This is a genomic window from Endobacterium cereale (assembly GCF_009617585.1).
In the GTDB taxonomy this organism is placed as follows: domain Bacteria; phylum Pseudomonadota; class Alphaproteobacteria; order Rhizobiales; family Rhizobiaceae; genus Neorhizobium; species Neorhizobium cereale.
Genome location: NZ_WIXI01000044.1, coordinates 15,616 through 34,544 on the forward strand (window position 1 = coordinate 15,616; position 18,929 = coordinate 34,544).

The 18,929-nt window shown below is 60.2% G+C and carries 14 protein-coding genes; 8 read left to right on the forward strand and 6 right to left on the reverse strand.

What is annotated here, in order from left to right:
* Positions 1-20: 20 nt before the first annotated feature.
* Genes GAO09_RS13865 through GAO09_RS13880 form a run of 4 tightly spaced genes read left to right on the forward strand, consistent with a single transcriptional unit; the run spans position 21 to position 3,547 of the window.
* Positions 21-1,559: an ABC transporter permease gene (locus GAO09_RS13865; RefSeq protein ID WP_235938142.1), complete on the forward strand. Its 1,539-nt coding sequence runs from the start codon at positions 21-23 to the stop codon at positions 1,557-1,559.
* Positions 1,556-2,599 (forward strand): ABC transporter ATP-binding protein, encoded by a 1,044-nt coding sequence (locus GAO09_RS13870; protein ID WP_153354613.1) that lies wholly within the window; start codon positions 1,556-1,558, stop codon positions 2,597-2,599. Before GAO09_RS13865 ends, GAO09_RS13870 begins: the two co-directional genes overlap by 4 nt.
* A gap of 58 nt (positions 2,600-2,657) precedes the next feature.
* Positions 2,658-3,257 carry a hypothetical protein gene (locus tag GAO09_RS13875; RefSeq protein WP_153354614.1) on the forward strand — a complete coding sequence of 200 codons (600 nt, stop codon included), beginning with the start codon at positions 2,658-2,660 and terminating at the stop codon, positions 3,255-3,257.
* Positions 3,254-3,547 (forward strand): barstar family protein, encoded by a 294-nt coding sequence (locus GAO09_RS13880; protein ID WP_209018717.1) that lies wholly within the window; start codon positions 3,254-3,256, stop codon positions 3,545-3,547. Before GAO09_RS13875 ends, GAO09_RS13880 begins: the two co-directional genes overlap by 4 nt.
* 29 nt (positions 3,548-3,576) lie before the next feature.
* Here GAO09_RS13880 and GAO09_RS13885 read toward each other — a convergent pair whose 3' ends face one another.
* Together GAO09_RS13885 and GAO09_RS13890 are read right to left on the reverse strand one after the other, a co-directional pair.
* The gene (locus GAO09_RS13885; protein WP_153354616.1) at positions 3,577-4,986 is read right to left on the reverse strand and encodes a TolB-like translocation protein; all 1,410 of its coding nucleotides are present in this window, start codon (positions 4,984-4,986) and stop codon (positions 3,577-3,579) included.
* A gap of 92 nt (positions 4,987-5,078) precedes the next feature.
* Positions 5,079-6,860 (reverse strand): putative bifunctional diguanylate cyclase/phosphodiesterase, encoded by a 1,782-nt coding sequence (locus GAO09_RS13890; protein WP_324184678.1) that lies wholly within the window; start codon positions 6,858-6,860, stop codon positions 5,079-5,081.
* A gap of 662 nt (positions 6,861-7,522) precedes the next feature.
* Here GAO09_RS13890 and GAO09_RS13895 point away from each other — a divergent pair.
* Together GAO09_RS13895 and GAO09_RS13900 are read left to right on the forward strand one after the other, a co-directional pair.
* On the forward strand, positions 7,523-8,263 hold the full coding sequence (locus tag GAO09_RS13895) for an EAL domain-containing protein (protein WP_209018718.1): 741 nt from the start codon (positions 7,523-7,525) through the stop codon (positions 8,261-8,263).
* Positions 8,264-8,292: 29 nt separating this feature from the next.
* Entirely contained in the window at positions 8,293-11,415 is a 3,123-nt protein-coding gene (locus GAO09_RS13900; protein WP_324184679.1) for a UDP-N-acetylmuramoyl-tripeptide--D-alanyl-D-alanine ligase, read from the forward strand.
* Between the two features lie 193 nt (positions 11,416-11,608).
* On the opposite strand, the gene GAO09_RS13905 is transcribed toward GAO09_RS13900, so the two are convergent.
* Entirely contained in the window at positions 11,609-12,964 is a 1,356-nt protein-coding gene (locus GAO09_RS13905) for a TolC family protein (RefSeq protein ID WP_235938144.1), read from the reverse strand.
* 488 nt (positions 12,965-13,452) lie between these two features.
* Positions 13,453-13,692, reverse strand: a complete 240-nt coding sequence (locus GAO09_RS13910; RefSeq protein ID WP_153354618.1) for a hypothetical protein — start codon at positions 13,690-13,692, stop codon at positions 13,453-13,455.
* A 296-nt stretch (positions 13,693-13,988) separates the two neighbouring features.
* Here GAO09_RS13910 and GAO09_RS13915 point away from each other — a divergent pair, with 296 nt between their 5' ends.
* The gene (locus GAO09_RS13915; RefSeq protein WP_153354619.1) at positions 13,989-14,162 is read left to right on the forward strand and encodes a DUF1328 domain-containing protein; all 174 of its coding nucleotides are present in this window, start codon (positions 13,989-13,991) and stop codon (positions 14,160-14,162) included.
* 71 nt (positions 14,163-14,233) lie between these two features.
* On the opposite strand, the gene GAO09_RS13920 is transcribed toward GAO09_RS13915, so the two are convergent.
* Positions 14,234-14,704: an Lrp/AsnC family transcriptional regulator gene (locus GAO09_RS13920; RefSeq protein ID WP_153354620.1), complete on the reverse strand. Its 471-nt coding sequence runs from the start codon at positions 14,702-14,704 to the stop codon at positions 14,234-14,236.
* Between the two features lie 195 nt (positions 14,705-14,899).
* Between GAO09_RS13920 and putA the strand changes: the two genes are divergently transcribed.
* A complete protein-coding gene (gene putA, locus GAO09_RS13925; RefSeq protein WP_153354856.1) occupies positions 14,900-18,574 on the forward strand; it encodes a trifunctional transcriptional regulator/proline dehydrogenase/L-glutamate gamma-semialdehyde dehydrogenase in 3,675 nt (1,224 codons plus the stop codon).
* Between the two features lie 176 nt (positions 18,575-18,750).
* Here putA and GAO09_RS30235 read toward each other — a convergent pair whose 3' ends face one another.
* Complete coding sequence (locus GAO09_RS30235; protein ID WP_274379760.1) at positions 18,751-18,876, reverse strand: hypothetical protein; 126 nt, start codon at positions 18,874-18,876, stop codon at positions 18,751-18,753.
* Positions 18,877-18,929: the final 53 nt, after the last annotated feature.

The window sequence follows — 18,929 nt, forward strand, 5'->3', positions numbered from 1 at the left end:
TTTCAGATAATGCAATCCCGATGGCCCGGCGCAGGCGTAGATCCGGCCCGTCGTCATGGACATTTGCCATTGCAGTCACTATCGCGCTTTTTGCGCTTCTGCCGCTGGGTTTCGTCATCTGGGCGACGGTCGCGACCGGACCGGAGACGGCCTTCAAACTGATCGCGCGCCCACGTGTCGGGGCGCTGTTGGTGAATACCGTGGCTCTGGTGCTGATCACCGTGCCGCTCTGCGCGCTGCTGGCGGTGGCGCTGGCCTTCCTGACGGAGCGGACCGACATGCCGGGCAGGCGGCTGTGGGCGTGGTTGTGCATCACGCCGCTCGCCGTACCGGCTTTCGTGCATTCCTATGCCTGGATTGGGCTGTGGCCAGGCCTCAACGGTCTTGGCGCCGGTGTGGCGATTTCGCTCGCCGCCTATTTTCCCTTTCTCTACCTGCCGGTGGCCGCCGCATTTCGGCTTCTCGATCCGGCGCTCGAAGATCAGGCGGCGTCCCTGGGACTTTCTCCACTAGCCGTGTTCCGACGGGTGGTGTTGCCGCAATTGCGGTTGTCTTTGTGCGGCGGTTCGCTGCTGGTGGGCCTGCACCTGCTGGCCGAATACGGGCTGTACGCTATGATCCGTTTCGACACGTTTACGACGGCGATCGTCGAGCAGTTCCAGTCCACCTATAACGGCGTGGCGGCGCATATGCTTGCGCTAGTGCTGGTGGTCTGCTGTTTCGCATTGATCGGCCTCGAGGTGGTTTTGCGCGGCCGCAGTCGTTATGCGCGGCTGGGCTCCGGCGTGGCGCGGGTGGCAGGTGTAATGCCGCTGGGGCGCTGGCGGCACGCTGCGATGGCCTTGCCGGCGCTGACGGCGGTGTTTGCGCTCTGCATTCCGGCCTATACGCTGACGCGCTGGCTGGTGGCCGGTGGTGCCGCAATCTGGCGCATGGACGAGATCGGGCTTGCCCTGTCGCAGACGCTTATCATCTGCCTGATCGGCGGTGTCTGCACCGTACTGGCGGCATTGCCGGTGGCATGGCTTGTTGTGCGCAGGCCGGATCGCAAAAACCGGATTGTCGAAAGCTGTTATTATCTGGCGAGTTCGATGCCGGGCGTCGTCGTCGCGCTGGCACTCGTCGCAGTGACGGTCAGGGTGGCGCTGCCGCTTTACCAGACGGTGGCAACGATCACGCTTGCCTATGTCATCATGTTTCTGCCGCGTGCGTTGGTGAGCCTTCGCACCAGTATCGCGCAGGTGCCGGTGGAACTGGAGCAGGCGGCTGCCAGCCTTGGCCGATCACCGGCGCGGGCGTTGATGGCGACCACGGTGCGGTTGGCGGCGCCGGGGGCTGCTGCCGGCATGGCGCTTACCTCGCTTGGCATTTTGAACGAACTGACGGCGACGCAGATGCTGGCACCGAACGGCACGCGCACGCTCGCCATGGCCTTCTGGGCGCTGTCGAGCGAGATCGATTATGCGGCTGCTGCGCCTTACGCGGTGCTGATGGTGGTGTTTTCACTGCCTATGACCTGGCTTCTCCATCACCAGTCGAGAAAGATTGCAGGCCGATGAGTTTTCTGAAGGTAAAGGGCCTGCGCAGGCGGTTCGGCAGCGTTGCGGCGCTGGATGGCGTCGATCTGGCCGTTGCTACCGGCAGCCGCACGGCGATCGTTGGACCTTCCGGCTGCGGCAAGACCACGCTTCTCAGAATGATCGCCGGTTTCGATGTGCCGGATGACGGCTCGATCACGGTGGAGGGCGTGCGGCTGGCCGATGCGGATATCCAGGTGCCGGCGCATAAACGCGGCATCGGCCTTGTGGCGCAGGATGGCAGTCTCTTCCCGCACCTGACCGTCTCCGACAATATCGGTTTCGGGCTGGACAGAAATTTTAACGGACGTGAAAAACTGATCAGTGAACTGATCGACATGGTGGGGCTGGAACGCTCGATGCTGACCCGCAAGCCCGAGCAGCTTTCCGGCGGCCAGCAGCAGCGCGTGGCACTGGCGCGGGCGCTCGCCAGAAAACCGCGGCTGATGCTGCTGGACGAGCCGTTTTCGGCGCTCGATACGGGCCTGCGCGCCACAACGCGGCGGGCGGTGACAGAGGTGCTGGTCGCAGCCGGAATCACCACCATTCTCGTCACCCACGATCAGGCCGAGGCGCTGGCCTTTGCCGATCAGGTGGCGGTGATGCGGGCCGGGCAATTTTCCCAGGTGGGAAGTCCGCGCGAGATTTATGCACGGCCGGTGGATGCGGCGACGGCGCGGTTTCTGGGTGAGGCGATTGTGCTGCCGACGGATATCGCTGACGGGTTTGCGACCTGCGCGCTGGGACGCGTGGCGGTGGATGGTGGCTCTCGCACCGGCATGGCTAAGATTATGGTGCGGCCGGAGCAAATCGAAGTGTTGCCGTATAGCGAAAAAGGCGAGGGCATCACCGGCATTGCCTCGCAGATCGATTTTTGCGGCCCGCGTTATGACGTGACGATCACTACCGATGCAGCGGTGCCATTCATTATGCAGTTGAGCCTGCCGAGCCGAAATGTTTTGGCCGAGGGTGAGCGGGTGCGATTGCGGGTGGCCGGCGCAGCGCATGTGCTGGGTGGTTAGTTGTTTTTGTCTCGGCGCATCATAATTTGGTGGCCGAAGACGGAGCCGGGGAGCGGCCATGCAGGCATCATTTTTCGGTACGGACGCGGACATGCTTCAGGTGTGGCGCTGGATCTACGACGTGTCGCAGATGAAGCTGTGCCAGCATTATTCTTCCCCGGGGCAGCCCAATCGCTGGTTTGACAACTGGAATGATGTGGTCGATCACCTCAGTGTGCCTTATGCCGCGATCGCCGGCTGGCCATCGAGTGTTGGCGGAAAGCCAATCGCGGATTTCGTAACCTTCACTCCGGAAACGCAGCGTGAAACGGGCGCCGAAGGCCGAACCGTTTTGCGCAGTCCAGCGCTGATCACCAGCTTTCGCAACAACGATCAGAACGGTTGCCTGGCGGTCAGTCATGTCACCTGTTGGACGGAAAAAGGCGCGCGCCAACGATCGATCTATTCCGAACAGGCACTGGATGCAGTCGACTGGAAGGCTTTCACCTCGATTGTAAGGGCGTTGCAGCGCAGGATAGCGAAAGCTTCGCCTGCCAAGCTTGACGCGACACCGATTATGCTGGATGCGTGGCAGAAGCTTAAAGCTCAGGAAATTCAGCTATGGGGGTGGGGAGAGGCCTGTGGCTATCCGTCACCCGGGATTGTCGAACCGGAATGACCGCCACCGCGCTCACCATCGATTGCCACGCTATCGGCGACATGGACGCGTTCTGGGAGCGTTATGTGCAAGCGGTCGGCCCGGAAAACTGCGTTCATTTCGGGCGCAATCTCGATGCGCTGTGGGACGCGCTTTCCGGTGGAGGGCCGGGATGGCCGGACGTGGAACATCTGGTTTTCCAGCATTCGAATGCCTTGCTGGAGATGCCGGACGGTGACGGCGCGTTTCTGCTGCAGCGGCTCGGCGATATGGCGTCGAGACTGGTGCATATGAAACTCGAACTGGCCTGAAGGCCTGCCGTGGTCGGCAAGTCGGCGATCTACCAGACGACCGGTCGCTCCAGCCTTTCCCAGAACAGCCAGCGGTGAGTTTCCAGCGGCGGCTTGTAGGAAATCGCAAGCGGCGGCTGCTGCCGCTTGGCGGGATCGAGAAGATGCAGCATGCCGGAATAGCTGGAGATCAGGATACGGCCGGTTTTTGGGCAGACATCCACGCTGCCGGCGCTTGAACCAAATTCCAGTTCCCACAACACCTTGCCCTCTGCCGTCACGCAGGTGGCGATCCCCGATCCTGCCAGAAGAAAGGCACCGGATGGCTCTCCCGTCATCGACTGTGGCAGGTATGCGGATGCGTAGACCCGAAGATAGGTGTTCACGACCTTCTGTGCCGGATGCTCTTCGTAAGGCGGCGTATCAAGGCCTTTCGTCTCGGCTATGTTCGATGCAAAGGTGACGCCATTGTAGAAATGGCAGGAATTGAAGGTCACGAAGGCGCTGTCGTCACTGAAGCAGGCGTCATGCGGATATTCGCTGAGATAGCCGAGTTTCGCGTGAAGGTCAGAACCGCCGGGTGTGTCGAGATCGATCAGGTAATGCCCGTCGTCCTGCGTGCCGAATGCGGCATATCGGCCATCCGGCGAGAGGGCTGAATGGCTCATGTCGAGATGGACAGAAAACGTTTCCCCGTCTTCCAGGTCCGCCATCTGTTCGGCAAGGCCCAGTTTTATCGAGGGGTAGAGCAGCTCCGGCTGCCAGCCCGTCGCGGTCTTGCGCAGAAGGCAGATGCCGCGCTCGTCGTCGCACAGAAGAATTTTGCGCCCATCGTCCGACACGGCGAGATGCGAATAACTGCCCTTGTCGATTGGCGGCTGGTATCGTTCACGAAGCGCTTCGGGCATGCCCGTCGGTATGAATGCGGCGCCGGTCAGGGGCGAAATGATGTCGGTGGGTACCGCTCCGTAAGCCGGGCTTAGGGTGATCCGGCCGCTGGTGTCGACGGCGAGAAAATGTTGGCGGTTGCGCGACCATGCGAAGCCGGAAAGGGTTTCCGCTTCGGTGATCCGTTCACCCTTGATGTGCCAGGTGGTGCGTTTGGCGTGGGAGGTACCCTGATTGACGAGAAACTCGTCTTCTCCGAGGATCGCGCAGAATTTCAGGCCGCGTCCGCCCTTCTGCAACTGGGCCACGAATGGTGCATATGCAGGATCAAAATGGTCGCGGGCTTTGGATCCCTGTCCTTCGGCATTCAGCCGGACAACTTCGGCCAGAACAGCTTCCGCCAGTTCCGGCGGGCGAGTGTCCTCTTGCATCGAGGGTTCATCGATCCGGCCTTCGTGAAATCCTTCAAGCTGGGTTGCGTTGTGGCGGGCAACTGAGCGGCCAAGCCTGTTCCAGTCGGAAAAACCCGGTTGCTTTGGGCCGAAGCCGAATTTGCGGAGAATGTTTCGCATCGAAAAATCCCGTCCTGTCGCAGATCAATCTGATCGGTAGCGCAGGATTCGGTGTGGTGCAAGGATGCAGGTAAAGGTGCTGACGTACCGTTTTAACGACCGGCTGCTTTTTCGATGCGTGCGGTATTCTCCGGCTGCAGCCGTCTTGCCACCGCATCGGCCGGTTCCGGGCGGCCAAAGTGATATCCCTGGAAAACGTCGCAGCCGAGGCGGCGCAACGCTTCGGCATGCTGCTTGGTCTCGATCCCTTCTGCAATGACGCCGACCTTCAGTGCCTGGGCGATCTGGATGATCGATTTCAGCACGCGGCGCTGCTCCACCGAAACCACCACGTCCTTGACGAGGTTACGATCGATCTTCAGTCGATCGGGGCGGATTTTTACAAGGCCGAGCAGCGATGCGTGGCCGGAGCCGAAATCATCGATCTCGATATCGATGCCGAGCGCGCGCAGGGCGCGGATGCGATCGAGAATCTCGTCGGAGGATTCGTCCAGGAAGATGGTCTCGACCAGCTCGAAGGCGATGCCGTGGAAATCCGTATTGCGCCGCTCCAGCTCGGCCAGAAGTTCGGCGTCATGAAGTCTGGTGGCCGAAACGTTGACGGCAATACGAGGCACACAAATGCCGTTTTCGCGCCAGCGTTCGCGGTCTTCCAGAACCCGGTCCAGAACCGTTGCGTCTATCGTGTTGGCAAGGCCCGCTTCCTGGGCAATGGGCAGGAATTCGAAGGGGGAGAGCAGGCCGCGGACCGGATGGTTCCAGCGCACCAGCGCTTCCAGGCCGGTGATCGTGCCGGTGCGGGCATCGATCTGAACCTGATAATGCGGCACGACTTCATGTCGTTCGAGCGCGCCCTGCAATTCGGCCGAGAGCGTGCGGCGGGCCAGCAATTCGTCCTTCAGGACGGGATCGAAAAAGGCGATGCGGTTGCGACCGAGCCGTTTGGCCTGGTAGAGAGCCACATCGGACTCCGTCAGCAGGTTGGCGCCGGGGCGCGCATCGAGTGTGTAGCCGATGCCGATCGATACACCCGAACGCAAGATGTCGTTACCGAAGGTGACGGGTTCGCTCAGCGCTTTTTGCATGCGCCGGGCGATCCGCTCCAGTTCTTCCACCGAGGAAAAATCGGTCAGCACGATGACGAATTCATCGCCGCCGGTGCGGGCGGCAACCGCATTGGTGGGCGCCGCGCCGATGATACGGGACGAGGCGACACGAAGCACATGGTCGCCGGCGGCGTGGCCATTGCTATCATTGATCTGCTTAAACCGGTCGAGATCGAGATGCATGACGGCAAGCGAGCGATATCGGCCATCGGCCTGCAGGGTGCGCAGCCGGGCGTCAAAGAAATTGCGGTTTGGCAAGCCTGTCAGGTAATCGTGCTGGGCAGCATGCTCGATTTCCGCATAACTGTCCGCCAGTTCGCGGGCACGTTCCTCCAGCTGCGTCTTCTGGGTCTGCAGGGCATGGTGGAGCACCACATCGTCGGTAATATCCCACTCGGCGCCGATCACCGATGGTTCGCCGGTGTCGTTGACGTAATAATGGCCGCGCGAGCGGAGATGGCGGATTTCACCGTCGGGCAATACGATACGGAATTGCGAATCGTATCGCCCCCGACTAGTGATCGCCCTTTCGAAATCGGCATTGGCCTTTTGCATGTCTTCGGGGTGTATTGCTTTTTGCCACGCGTCCGAACTGACCTGCCTTGCCGTCCGGCCGGTGTGGTAGAGCCTGTGCATCTGGGCATCCCACAGCAGTTCATCGCGGGCAAGATTATGCTCCCAGACGCCCATCTGCGATGCGTCGAGTGCCAGTTCCAGTCTGCGGATCAGGTCGCGGTAATCGCTGTCTGAAGATGTCTTTTTTGCCACTGCTGTCCCCGATATTCGAGACTATAGTAGTTATTGCTTATTAACGTAGTGTTTGCATCTCAAAAATCTTTCTATCGCTCGGATTTTGCTCGCATGTCCTGTTCGACGGTGTGCTGGACGCTATGTACTGCCTTGGCAAAAAGGTGCGTGGAATGGGAGAAGGCTGAATTCTTTCCGTCGTTACGGCTTGCAGTGTTGTCGTGGTGAGAAGGGTAAAAATCCCCAGATTAGCCCGGAAAAACGGGATTTGACGCGGAAATACGCTCCCGGCTGTCGCGGGGACTCGGCGGCCTTAAGTGAGTCTGCTTTGACCAAACTGCCTACTTTGCCTTCAATGCAGGCAGATTTTTACTTGTCGTTCACCATGTTGGCGCATTAGATGCCGCTAAATGAGGCAATATCGACTTTTGCATGACGTTATTCAATTTTGGACTAGACTGCACGTTATGGCTGTGTTTACATCAACCTCGTAAATTCGCATCGCGTTGATTTTTATTCGGCGCATGTGCCTCACACGAAGTTATCAACGAGAAACGGTAGTGCCTGATAAAGCCGGATTTCGACATTTATCCCTTCGTGTTCCCACGCACCTGAATACGGACCTTTCATCCGTTTTCGGGCAGCGGCCGCTTCGGCCCGATACCGGTATCCGGCGGGTGGGCGTGTCCAGCGAGATCATCAAGGGACTTCCGCGGTTCGCGATGGCTTTTCAGCCGATCGCCGACACGATGACTGGAACCGTTTTCGCACAGGAAGCGCTGGCGCGCGGCCGTGACGGTGAAGGCGCTGCATCGGTCTTCGACAAGGTGCCGCTGTCCAAACGGCATCTGTTCGAATCGATATGCCGCCAGCGAGCGCTGGAAGCGGTCAGGGAAATGGGCACCAATGGTGCCCGTATCAGCCTGAACGTGTCCCCCGAGGCGGTGCTGGATCAGGAATTTGGCATCTGCGAAACAATTCGCGCGGCGCGTACACTTGGGTTGCACGAGCGCCAACTCATTCTCGAACTGACGGAAAAGCAGAAGGCCAGCGATGTCCGCGCGATCCGTGATCTGATCATTCCGTTTCGAAAGCGCGGCATGATGGTGGCGCTCGATGATTTCGGCGCCGGTTATAACGGCATCCAGACATTGCTCGACCTGAAACCCGACGTGGTGAAGTTCGACATGGGCCTGATCAACCGCATCGATACCTGTGAGATGCAGCAGACGCTCATCTCCAGCCTCGCGGAAGCCTGCAGCCGTCTGGATATTATCGTCGTGGCCGAGGGGGTGGAAACCTTGCCGCAGGCACGCATGCTGCAATCCATAGGCATCGCGTTGATGCAGGGCTATCTCTTTGCCCGACCGATGGTTGGACTGTTGCCAACACCGGCTCCGGATATCATGGCGCGGCTGATGTGACCGTCGTGGCGGGGCAGGAAGGCTCTGCAGTGCCCTTGCCTGACGCGGGGGCAACGCTCTCCGACATGCTTGCTCTGTGCCATCCTGTCGTGCAGGACCGCTGTCGCGGCGTTGCTGAACCATTTGCACCATTCTGTGTGTTTTTCTCTTTTACCGATGGTCAACATCGCGCGCATGTTACGCATGCCGTGGGCGATGATTTCGATACGGTGTGGCAGCGGGGCGCGGCGCAGATTCGAGATCTGGCGGGCGGTTCCGAAATTGAGCCTGGCGGCTGGTTGCGGATCGACTGGATCGACACGGCGGAAGAGATCGACTGGTTAAAGTTGCGGACGGCGCTGGCTGACACCAAGCGGAATTATTTCCGGTTCGGGATCGCCTTCGATCGTGACTTCCGTCACGCGCTGCTGGAGCAGGAATTGAATGCCAACGCCATTCTTTATGCAGGCAATACGGTTGCCAATGCGCAGTTCAATGCCGGCAATCTGGCCATTTACGCACAGCGGCGTTTCGGACATGTCTTGCCACCTTTCGCCGACGATGCCGCGGTCCTGGTATTTAGCACCTCTGCCGTCTTCTGCGAGGGACAGGAGGTTGTCGCCCTGCATGGTCGCGGACTGGAAGCCGGCCGGCGGTTGATCAGGACGCTGGATACGCAGACCGTGATGACGATGGTCCGTTCCGGTTCGGACTATCTTGCACGGCAAGTCGGAGGAGATGGCCGTTTCGTTTACGGTTATCATCCCTGTTTCGATCGGCAGATTTCCGCTTACAACACGCTCCGTCACGCCAGTACGACCTACGCGATGATCGAGGCTTTCGAGGTGACGCGTGACGCGGCGCTGAAGGTGGCGATAGAGCGCTCGCTTGTGCATCTGACCGGGCAATTGATCCGCAGTGTGACCTTGGCCGATGGAAGGGACGCAGCCTTTCTTGTCGACGCCGGTGGCGAGATCAAGCTAGGCGGCAATGCAGTGGCCATTCTGGCGCTGGTGAAACATAACGAAGTGACTGGTGACAGCCGATATCTCGGCCTGATGGAAAAGCTGGCGGTCGGTATTTCCAGCATGCAGGACGAGGCGTCCGGCGGCTTTGTGCATGTGCTGGATTTTCCTGATCTGCGAATGAAGCAGGCGTTTCGGACGATCTATTACGATGGCGAGGCAGCCTTCGGGCTGATGCGGCTTTACGGATTGACGCGCGATCCTCGCTGGCTTGCCATCGTGGAGCGGGCTTTCCAGTATTTCATTCGCGAGGAACACTGGCGCCATCACGATCACTGGCTGGGTTATTGCGTCAACGAACTGACACGCTACCGGCCGGAAGAGCGCTATTTCCGTTTCGGCCTGCAGAACGTTGCCGGTTATCTCGATTTTGTCACCGATCGCATCACCACGTTCCCCACGCTTCTGGAGATGATGATGGCGGCGCGCGACATGCTGATGCGCCTGCAGGCCATGCCAGACCTTCATCATCTGTTCGGCAGTATCGATCTTGGGAAATTCGAGCGGGCGCTGGAGGCGCGGGCACGCCATCTGCTCAACGGGTTCTTCTGGCCCGAGATGGCGATGTTTTTCCGCAATCCAGCCCGTATCGCTGGTTCCTTCTTCATCCGTCATCAGGCCTTTCGCGTGCGCATCGATGATGTGGAGCATTATCTTTCCGGCTATGTCGCCTATCTGAGACATCTCGCGGGTGGGGAGGCGTTTCATGACCTCGTCGTCAGGTATGGCCGGCGCGCGAGCGCGACGGGGACACGCGTCTGGACGGCGGCAACGGTGGCGGAGGCGACTGGCGGACGATGGCGTGCACCGCCTGCGGACGACTGGATGGCAAAGGGGCTGTGCACGCATGCGCCGGCCATGCGTGAAGATTACATGGCCGTGGTGCGTTTCGAGGGCGATGTGAAGGGCATGACGCCGGTGGCGCTCACCCGCATGCCAATCCGACCTGCGGCGATCATTACCAGCCGTCGCGCGCAACAGTTCGATATGGAGACTGCCAGAGGCGTGCCGGTTCTCGATGTCGCCGATACTGGTTCCGCCGTTTTCGCGCTCGGGGCCTATGCCCGCAAACGAATGCGCGCGAAGATTCTGGCAGTGACGGGCAGTGTCGGCAAGACGACGACCGTCGCCATGCTCGCGCACGCGCTGGGTGCCTATGGCGAAACCGGCGTGACCGATCACAACGCCAATCTGCCGCACGGGGTCGCGTGGAACCTTGCGTCCATGCCGTTCAATGCCGAGCATGTGGTTCTGGAACTGGCAATCGGAAAAATGGGCACGAGTTCACGGCTGGCACGGCCGCATCTCGCCATGGTGGCAAATATCCAGCCGGCACATCTTGCCGAGGGCAAGACGATCACCGATATCGCCAGGACCAAGGCGGCGATCTTTGCCGGCATGGAGGCAGGCGGCATTGCCGTCATCAACCGGGACATGCTGGAATGGCAGACCGTGTACGACGAGGCCGTCAGGCGGCGATTGACTGTCGTTCATTACGGTACGTCGGAAGACTGCGATGTGCAGATGGTTCATTACCTTGCAGCGGAAAATCGAGTTACGGCACGCGTTGGCGAGCGCCGGCTGTCTTTCCGGCTGGCTGCGGCTGGCCGGCACATGGGAGAAAACGCGCTTGGCGTGCTTGCCGCGGTGACGGCGCTTGGCTACGCACCCGATCCAGCGATCAACCGCCTTGCCGGCTTTCAGCCGCTGCCGGGGCGGGGGCAGGAATTCTCGCTTCTGCTGGATGGCCGGCGTATCGATGTGATCGACGACGCCTATAATGCCAATCCCGGCTCCATGCGGGCGGGGCTGGAGCGACTGTCTGGAAGTGCGGCTGGTGGCAGGCGTGTTGCTGTCCTGTCCGAAATGGCGGAACTCGGGCCGGATACGGAAACCTATCATACCGAACTTGCATCGCTGCTGGCGCCGATCGACAGGGTCTATCTTGCCGGTACTCTTTATCGGCCGTTATGGGCGTCGCTTCCCCCCGAAAAGCAGGGTGGCCTTACCTCTTCGGTGGAGGAAATGAAGACTGCGCTTCTGCGCGATCTGCAGGAAAGCGATCTGGTGCTGTTCAAAGGGTCGCACAGCACCGGCATGCATGAACTGGTAAACTGGCTGCGTGCGGCCGGATCACCGCTCGCATAAGCTTTGCTAGGCGTGCCGAACGTATTGACCAGGCAATCGGCCACCGTCTTGGCGCCGATATGAATATCGAGCGTTGCCACCATGCCCGGCACGATCGGGAAACGTGCCGCCGATGGCATTTTTCAGCGCATCGTTCTCGCTCCCCTCAGCCGAATGCTATTCGGCTGTCTGTTGAGGCGGATGCGCAAGCTTGTCACAGGCTCACTCCGCGCACCACGGTTCCGTTGAGGCGGAAAGCCTTGCGCGCCAAGCCCGAATTGAACAGGCAATCGGCATCGAGCTTTCTGAGGTCATGCTCGGTATTGACCGCATCGAAACGGGCGGCATGCAGCTCCTGCTCGGCATTGAGAAGATCGAGCAGGGTGCGGGTGCCGAGCTGCACATATTGCTCCCGATAGAGATCTCGGGTCTCGATCATCATGCCGTTGCGCGAAGCGAGCGATGTCAGAAGCTGTTTCAGCCCCGTCACCTGACCGCGCGCCTCGTTGAGACTGCGGCCGGCTTCGAACCTTGCCGCCTGGGCCGAGGCTTCCGCCGCCTTCAAGGCGTAATCGGCGGCATCGCGGCGGGCGGCACTTGCGCCACCTTCATAAAGATTGCCGACGAGATTGAAACCGACGGTGAAATCTGGATTGTCGACGCGCGAATAGTTGGTGGAGCCGGCGATGTCATAACTGCCGTCGGCCTGCAATTGCAGTGTGGGGAAGATTTCAGAGCGGCTGAGCGCCAGTTTGGCCGCCGCTTCGCGCTTGCCTGCTTCGGCCTGTAGTAGGCCGGGCACCTGCTGCCAATCCGGTTCCAGCACGTCACAGGCGTTGGAAAGCGTCTGTGAGCGACCGGATGTGAGGGCCACGCGGCCGCTGACGCCGGCAAGCGCCGACAACGTGCTTTCCCAGCGGCTGAGGCTGGCCGATACTTCCAGAATCTGGCTTTGCGCAGCCTGAACGCGCGCTTCGGCCTGAATCTTGTCGGATTTGGTGCTGGCGCCGCTGTCTGTACGCTGGGTCACGAGTTTGGCGATCGAGCCCACGCCGGCCAGCTGGTCACTGGCAACGGTCATCATGGCGCGGTAACGCTGCACCTCGATGACGGCGTAGGTCGTGTCTCGCACGACCGTGTCGATGTTTTCCAGCATCTCGGCGCGGCTGACCTCTTCGGCTGCCTTTTCGGCTGCGACGGAATTGGACACCTTGCCGAAATCATAGACCATCTGCGAGACCTGCAGGGTGGCGCGAGGGCGGAAGCCGCCATCGGAGCCGTTGCCGTAACCCGAGTTGAGACCGCCCTGGACTTTCGGATAATAGCCCGCGCGCGCGACGTTGATTTCCTGCGCACTCTGGTTGACGCGGCCGGCGGAAGCCGTGATCGCTGGATGCCAGGAAACGGCACGCAGCACCGCTTCTTCCAGCGATCCCTTCTTGATGGAAAGCGGTGCAGCATAGGCCGCTGCCTGTTGCCCCGATATGGCCGAAGACGGGCTCTGCTGTGATCGCAGCGCTGCGTCCTTAGGCGATAAAGGCTTCAGGGCTCCGCGCTGGACGGAGCCCATGTCATTGTTTTGTCCCGTCGCCGCGCTTTCAGGTGCGTTCGGGGTTGTACAGGAAGTCAAAGTCCAACATCCAAGCAATACAAGAGCAGTCGGCCTTCCCCAGAGCCGTCCGAACATTCACCCTCCATCACGCGCATCATGCGCGGATCATGGCGACCGGCGAAGGGATACGCCGGTCGTTTGCTGTCGTTTGCCGAAGGGCATGCCCCCGTGTTCAATCCGGCATCCGAGTTTGGAATGATGCCTTTGCGTCCCGTGCTTTCGGTGAGGGAAGGTGTTCTGCCGTCTCGTAACCTGACCGTCCCGTTCGATCGGATCATCGAATTGCAGTCGCTCACATCCCTCGTAAGACAGATTCGCGCTTTCAGTATCTCTAATGTATCAAGCTTGTGCGAGGGTGTTTTTGCTACTATCCATTGTAAATTCACCTATAACGTCATCTTTTGTGGTCGGACACGCGATGGGGGAGGCGGCCGGCAGTGCTGATCTCAACGATCGTCACGCTGCTCGCCGGCTTCAAGAAGAGCGCGACGCAGAAAATCCTCGTCATGCAGCCCGGTCTGGAACAGATGGATCGCCAAAGCGGCCAGCCGAACAGCTTCAGGGTCGCGAGTAGACAGGTGAAGCATATCGAGCGAGCGAAGAAAGGCGCGCTCGACAAGCGAAATGTCGGGAGGAGAAAGCGGCGGTTTCGCGATGGTATGGGTGCTGTTGTCTATCGTTTTCATCCCTCGGATCGCCGATCTCTTTTATATTAGGAGATCATTATGTTGTCCGTTGGCGGGATGATCAAGTCTGGCACACATCTATGGTTTACCGGTGGTAAGTGTGGCTGCGTGGGACAGTCGTGATCCATGCGAGATCAGGGTCTGGAACGCGGCCGACAGCTGTGTGCGGCGCACTTTGCCATGGCGGCGACGTTGCGCAGATTTTTGATGATTTTTCTTCGTCCGAACGGAGCGACGATGGAACCGCAACGGGTGGCTATCCGTTGTCATGCCATTGAACACTAAGGACGAAATCCATGCTGAAATGGGCTCTCATCTTCCTCGTCATCTCCCTTATCTCCGGTTTTCTCGGGTTTTCGGGAGTTTCGGCAGCCACTGCCGGTATCGCCAAGCTGCTGTTCTACATCGCGCTGGTGATCTTCCTGATCTTCCTCGTGCTGGCGCTGATGGCCGGTAGCGCGATCTTCTGACGGCGCTTAAGGGATCAGAATGTGCAAGGAGACCGTCATCCTGACCGGATGGCGGTCTTTTCGCATCGGGATCAGAAACCCTTATCCTTGACCGACTGCATGACCACGAATGTCGAGGTGCTGGCGACATGGGGCAGGGCCGATATCTTTTCGCCGAGTATGATGCGGTAACGGCGGATGTCCGCGGTGCGCACCTTTAGCAGGTAATCGAAGGAACCTGCGATCATGTGGCATTCCTCCACTTCCCGCAGTTTCTTCACCGCCGTGTTGAACTCGTCCAGCGCCTTTTCGCGGGTGTCGGAGAGTTTGACCTCGGTGAAGGCGATATGATCCAGCCCGAATTTCTGCGGATTGAGCGTGGCGCGGAAGCCTGTGATATAACCTTCGTCGACGAGACGCTTGAGACGGATCTGGCAGGGGGTCTTGGAAAGGCCGACCTTTTCGGAGAGATCGGTGATCGACATGCGGCCGTCATCGGCCAGAGCATCGACGATCTTGCGGTCGAAAGCGTCGAGTTCACTAGCGATCGTGGCTTTTGCCATGTGTTTTGACTTCCAATTGGCCTGATAAAAGAGAAAAACACCAGAAACTGACCCTATTCAAGTCCGCATGGTGATTTGAGAAGATGATATTCAGCAGGAAAGCGGCACGCGTGATGCCGCAGCCCAGATGAGGACATCGCAATGGCAGACAGAGTGGAACAGCCGGCAGAGCCAGCCCCGATCTCGACACAGCAGATGGATCTGCCGTTCCAGCCGGTTTTCGAGGATTTTGCGCCGCCGGTCAGTGAAAAGACGCCGCTGCGCGCTGCCATCACCGCCGCTTATCGCCGCCCAGAGGTGGAATGCGTGGCCTCGCTTCTGGAAGCTGCAACCCTTTCGGAAGAGCTGAGCGCCAAGGCAAAAAACACTGCGCGCAAACTGATCACATCGCTTCGGGCCAAACATCGCGGTTCCGGTGTCGAAGGGTTGGTGCAGGAATATTCGCTGTCGAGCCAGGAAGGTGTGGCGCTGATGTGTCTGGCGGAAGCGCTGCTGCGTATCCCTGACACGGCGACGCGCGACGCGCTGATCCGTGACAAAATTTCCGATGGCGACTGGAAATCGCATGTGGGCGGCGGGCGTTCGCTGTTCGTCAATGCCGCCACCTGGGGCCTTGTCGTCACCGGCAAGCTCACCGCCACCGTCAACGACCGCTCGCTTTCCGCAGCATTGACCCGTCTGATCGCCCGCTGCGGCGAACCGGTGATCCGCCGTGGCGTCGACATGGCGATGCGCATGATGGGCGAGCAGTTCGTGACTGGCGAAACTATTGCCGAGGCGCTGAAACGCTCGAAGGTCATGGAAGAGAAGGGCTTTGCCTATTCCTACGACATGCTGGGCGAGGCTGCGACCACGGCTGCGGATGCGCAGCGCTATTACCGCGATTACGAGACGGCCATCCATGCAATCGGCAAGGCTTCGGCCGGGCGCGGCATCTATGAAGGTCCGGGCATCTCGATCAAGCTGTCGGCGTTGCATCCGCGTTATGTTCGCGCACAGGCCGCGCGCGTGATGGATGAGCTGCTGCCAAAAGTGACGGCGCTGGCGGCGATCGCCAAATCCTACAATATCGGCCTCAATATCGATGCCGAGGAGGCCGACCGTCTGGAGCTTTCGCTGGACCTGCTGGAGGGGCTCTGCCTCGACCCGGATCTGGCCGGTTGGGACGGGATCGGTTTCGTGGTGCAGGCCTATGGCAAGCGCTGCCCCTTTGTACTCGATTTCATCATCGATCTGGCGCGGCGGTCAAAACACCGCATCATGGTGCGTCTCGTCAAGGGCGCCTATTGGGATGCCGAGATCAAGCGCGCGCAGGTCGATGGTCTGAATGGTTTTCCGGTGTTTACCCGCAAGGTGCACACGGACGTTTCCTATATCGCCTGCGCCAAGAAGCTTTTGGCGGCGACGGATCACGTCTTTCCGCAATTCGCCACCCATAACGCGCAGTCGCTGGCGACGATCTACCATCTCGCCGGTTCCGATTTTCAGGTCGGAAAATACGAATTCCAGTGCCTGCATGGCATGGGCGAACCGCTTTACGAAGAGGTGGTCGGCGCAAAGAAACTCGGACGTCCGGCCCGCATTTATGCGCCGGTGGGCACGCATGAAACGCTGCTTGCCTATCTGGTCCGCCGCCTTCTCGAAAACGGCGCAAACTCCTCCTTCGTCAATCGTATCGGTGATCCGCTTGTATCGGTCGATGACCTGATTGCCGATCCGGTGGATGTGGTGAAGGCCATGGTCGAGCCGGGCGCTGGTCATGACCGGATCGCGCTGCCGGAGGACCTTTTTGGTGCTGCACGCAAAAACTCAGCCGGCATCGACCTTTCCAACGAGGATGTGCTGGCATCCGTTTCGGCTTCGGTGAAGCAGGGTGCCGCCATGGAATGGCGTGCCGTTCCGCAGTTGTTCGGTGCCGAACCTTCCGGTTCGCCGCAGCCGGTGCGCAATCCGGGCGATCATCGCGATACGGTCGGTACTGTCACGGAGGCGACCGAGGACGAGGCGCGCAATGCCGTCGCTCGCGCGAGCGCCTCTGCCGCAAGCTGGGCTGCCGTTTCTCCGGTCGAGCGTGCCGAATGCCTGGAGCGTGCCGCCGACCTGATGCAGGCGGAAATGCCCGGTCTGCTCGGTCTCGTCATGCGCGAGGCCGGCAAATCCATGCCTAATGCTATTGCCGAGGTGCGCGAGGCGATCGATTTCCTGCGTTATTACGCGCAACAGACCCGCCGCACGCTCGGACCTTCGCATACACCGCTCGGGCCGATCGTCTGCATCAGCCCGTGGAATTTTCCGCTGGCGATCTTCACCGGTCAGGTGGCAGCGGCTCTCGTTGCCGGCAATCCGGTTCTGGCAAAGCCTGCGGAAGAAACGCCGCTGATCGCCGCCGAGGGTGTGCGCATCCTGCGCGAAGCTGGCATTCCGCTTGAGGCGCTGCAATTCCTGCCCGGTGACGGACGGATCGGTGCAGCACTTGTCGGTTCGCCGGAAGTGGCGGGCGTGATGTTCACCGGCTCGACGGAAGTGGCGCGGTTGATCCAGAAGCAGTTGGCAGATCGTGTGTCCGCCTCCGGCCGGCCGATCCCGCTGATCGCCGAGACCGGTGGCCAGAACGCCATGATCGTCGATTCGTCCGCTTTGGCCGAACAGGTGGTGGCCGACGTCATCGCCTCGGCCTTCGACAGCGCCGGTCAGCGTTGCTCGGCGCTCAGGGTTCTGTGCCTGCAGGAAGATGTCGCCGACCGTATTCTCGCGATGCTCAAGGGCGCGCTGCACGAGCTGAAAATCGGTAGGACCGACAGACTCTCAGCCGATATCGGCCCGGTCATCACGGCGGAAGCCAAGGGTAATATCGAGGCCCATATCGAGGCGATGCGCACGCTTGGTCGCAAGGTGGAGCAGATCGAACTTGGTAATGCGACCTCCTTCGGCACGTTCGTCGCGCCAACCATCATCGAACTGCCGTCGCTGGCGGATCTCAGCAAAGAGGTGTTTGGCCCTGTCCTGCACGTCATCCGCTATCGCCGCGCCGATCTCGACAAGCTGATCGACCAGATCAACGGCACCGGTTACGGCCTGACCTTTGGCCTGCACACGCGTCTAGATGAAACCATCGCGCATGTGACGAGCCGCGTGAAGGCAGGCAATCTCTACGTCAACCGCAACGTCATCGGCGCCGTGGTCGGGGTGCAGCCGTTTGGCGGGCGAGGGCTGTCCGGCACGGGGCCGAAGGCGGGCGGACCGCTTTATCTCGGCCGTCTGCTGAGTGTCCAGCCGGAGCCGCCGCAGTTGAGTTCTGTCCACCGCGACGAGGTGACCGCCGATTTCGCAAGGTTCCTCGATGAAAGCAGCGAGGGCGATGCCGCCGAAGTGGTGCGCACACTGGCGAGCACGTCGGCACTGGGGCTTACCCAGGAGATGCCGGGACCGGTGGGCGAGCGCAATCTTTACGCCCTGCATCCGCGTGGCCGCATTCTGCTGCTGCCGCAAACAAAGGGTGGTCTGTTCTGGCAACTGGGCGCGGCCCTTGCGACTGGCAATACGGTTGTCATCGACGAGGAAAGCGGTCTGCGTGGCGCGCTTGCCAAGCTGCCGGTCTCGGTCGCGGCGCGTGTGACCTGGGCGAAGGACTGGGCCGGGCAGGGACCGTATGCTGGTGCGCTGGTGGAAGGCGATGGCGAGCGGCTCAAAATGCTGAACAAGAGGATTGCCGAGATGCCGGGGCCGCTGGTTCTGGTGCAGTCGGCAACCACGGAAACACTGATCGCCGATCCCGAAGCCTATTGCCTCAACTGGCTGCTGGAAGAGGTGTCGATCTCCACGAACACGGCAGCGGCGGGCGGCAATGCCAGCCTGATGTCGATCGGATAGTTTTGGCAGGGAAGGAGATCTCTCCGCCGTCATGCTCACCCTCGGGTTAAACACGAGGGTGTCCCGACCATTCGCCGCAGTTTGATTTCGGTGACGAGACTTATGACGGACGAATAAAACAAAGGCCGTGCGACAAACCGCTGCGGCCTTTTTTTGTAAGGGAGTTTTGCTTCAGGCTAGTTGTCGACGCCAGCCATTTGCTCCGGGGTTGCGACGATATCGCTGCCGAGCGTGTTGTCGGCATATTTCAGGCCGAGAATGCCTAAGACTGATGCGACCATGATCACGAATACAATGCGCATGCGAAAAACTCCTTATAGGTAAGCGAAAAACGACGATCCCCTGATCGCGGTTC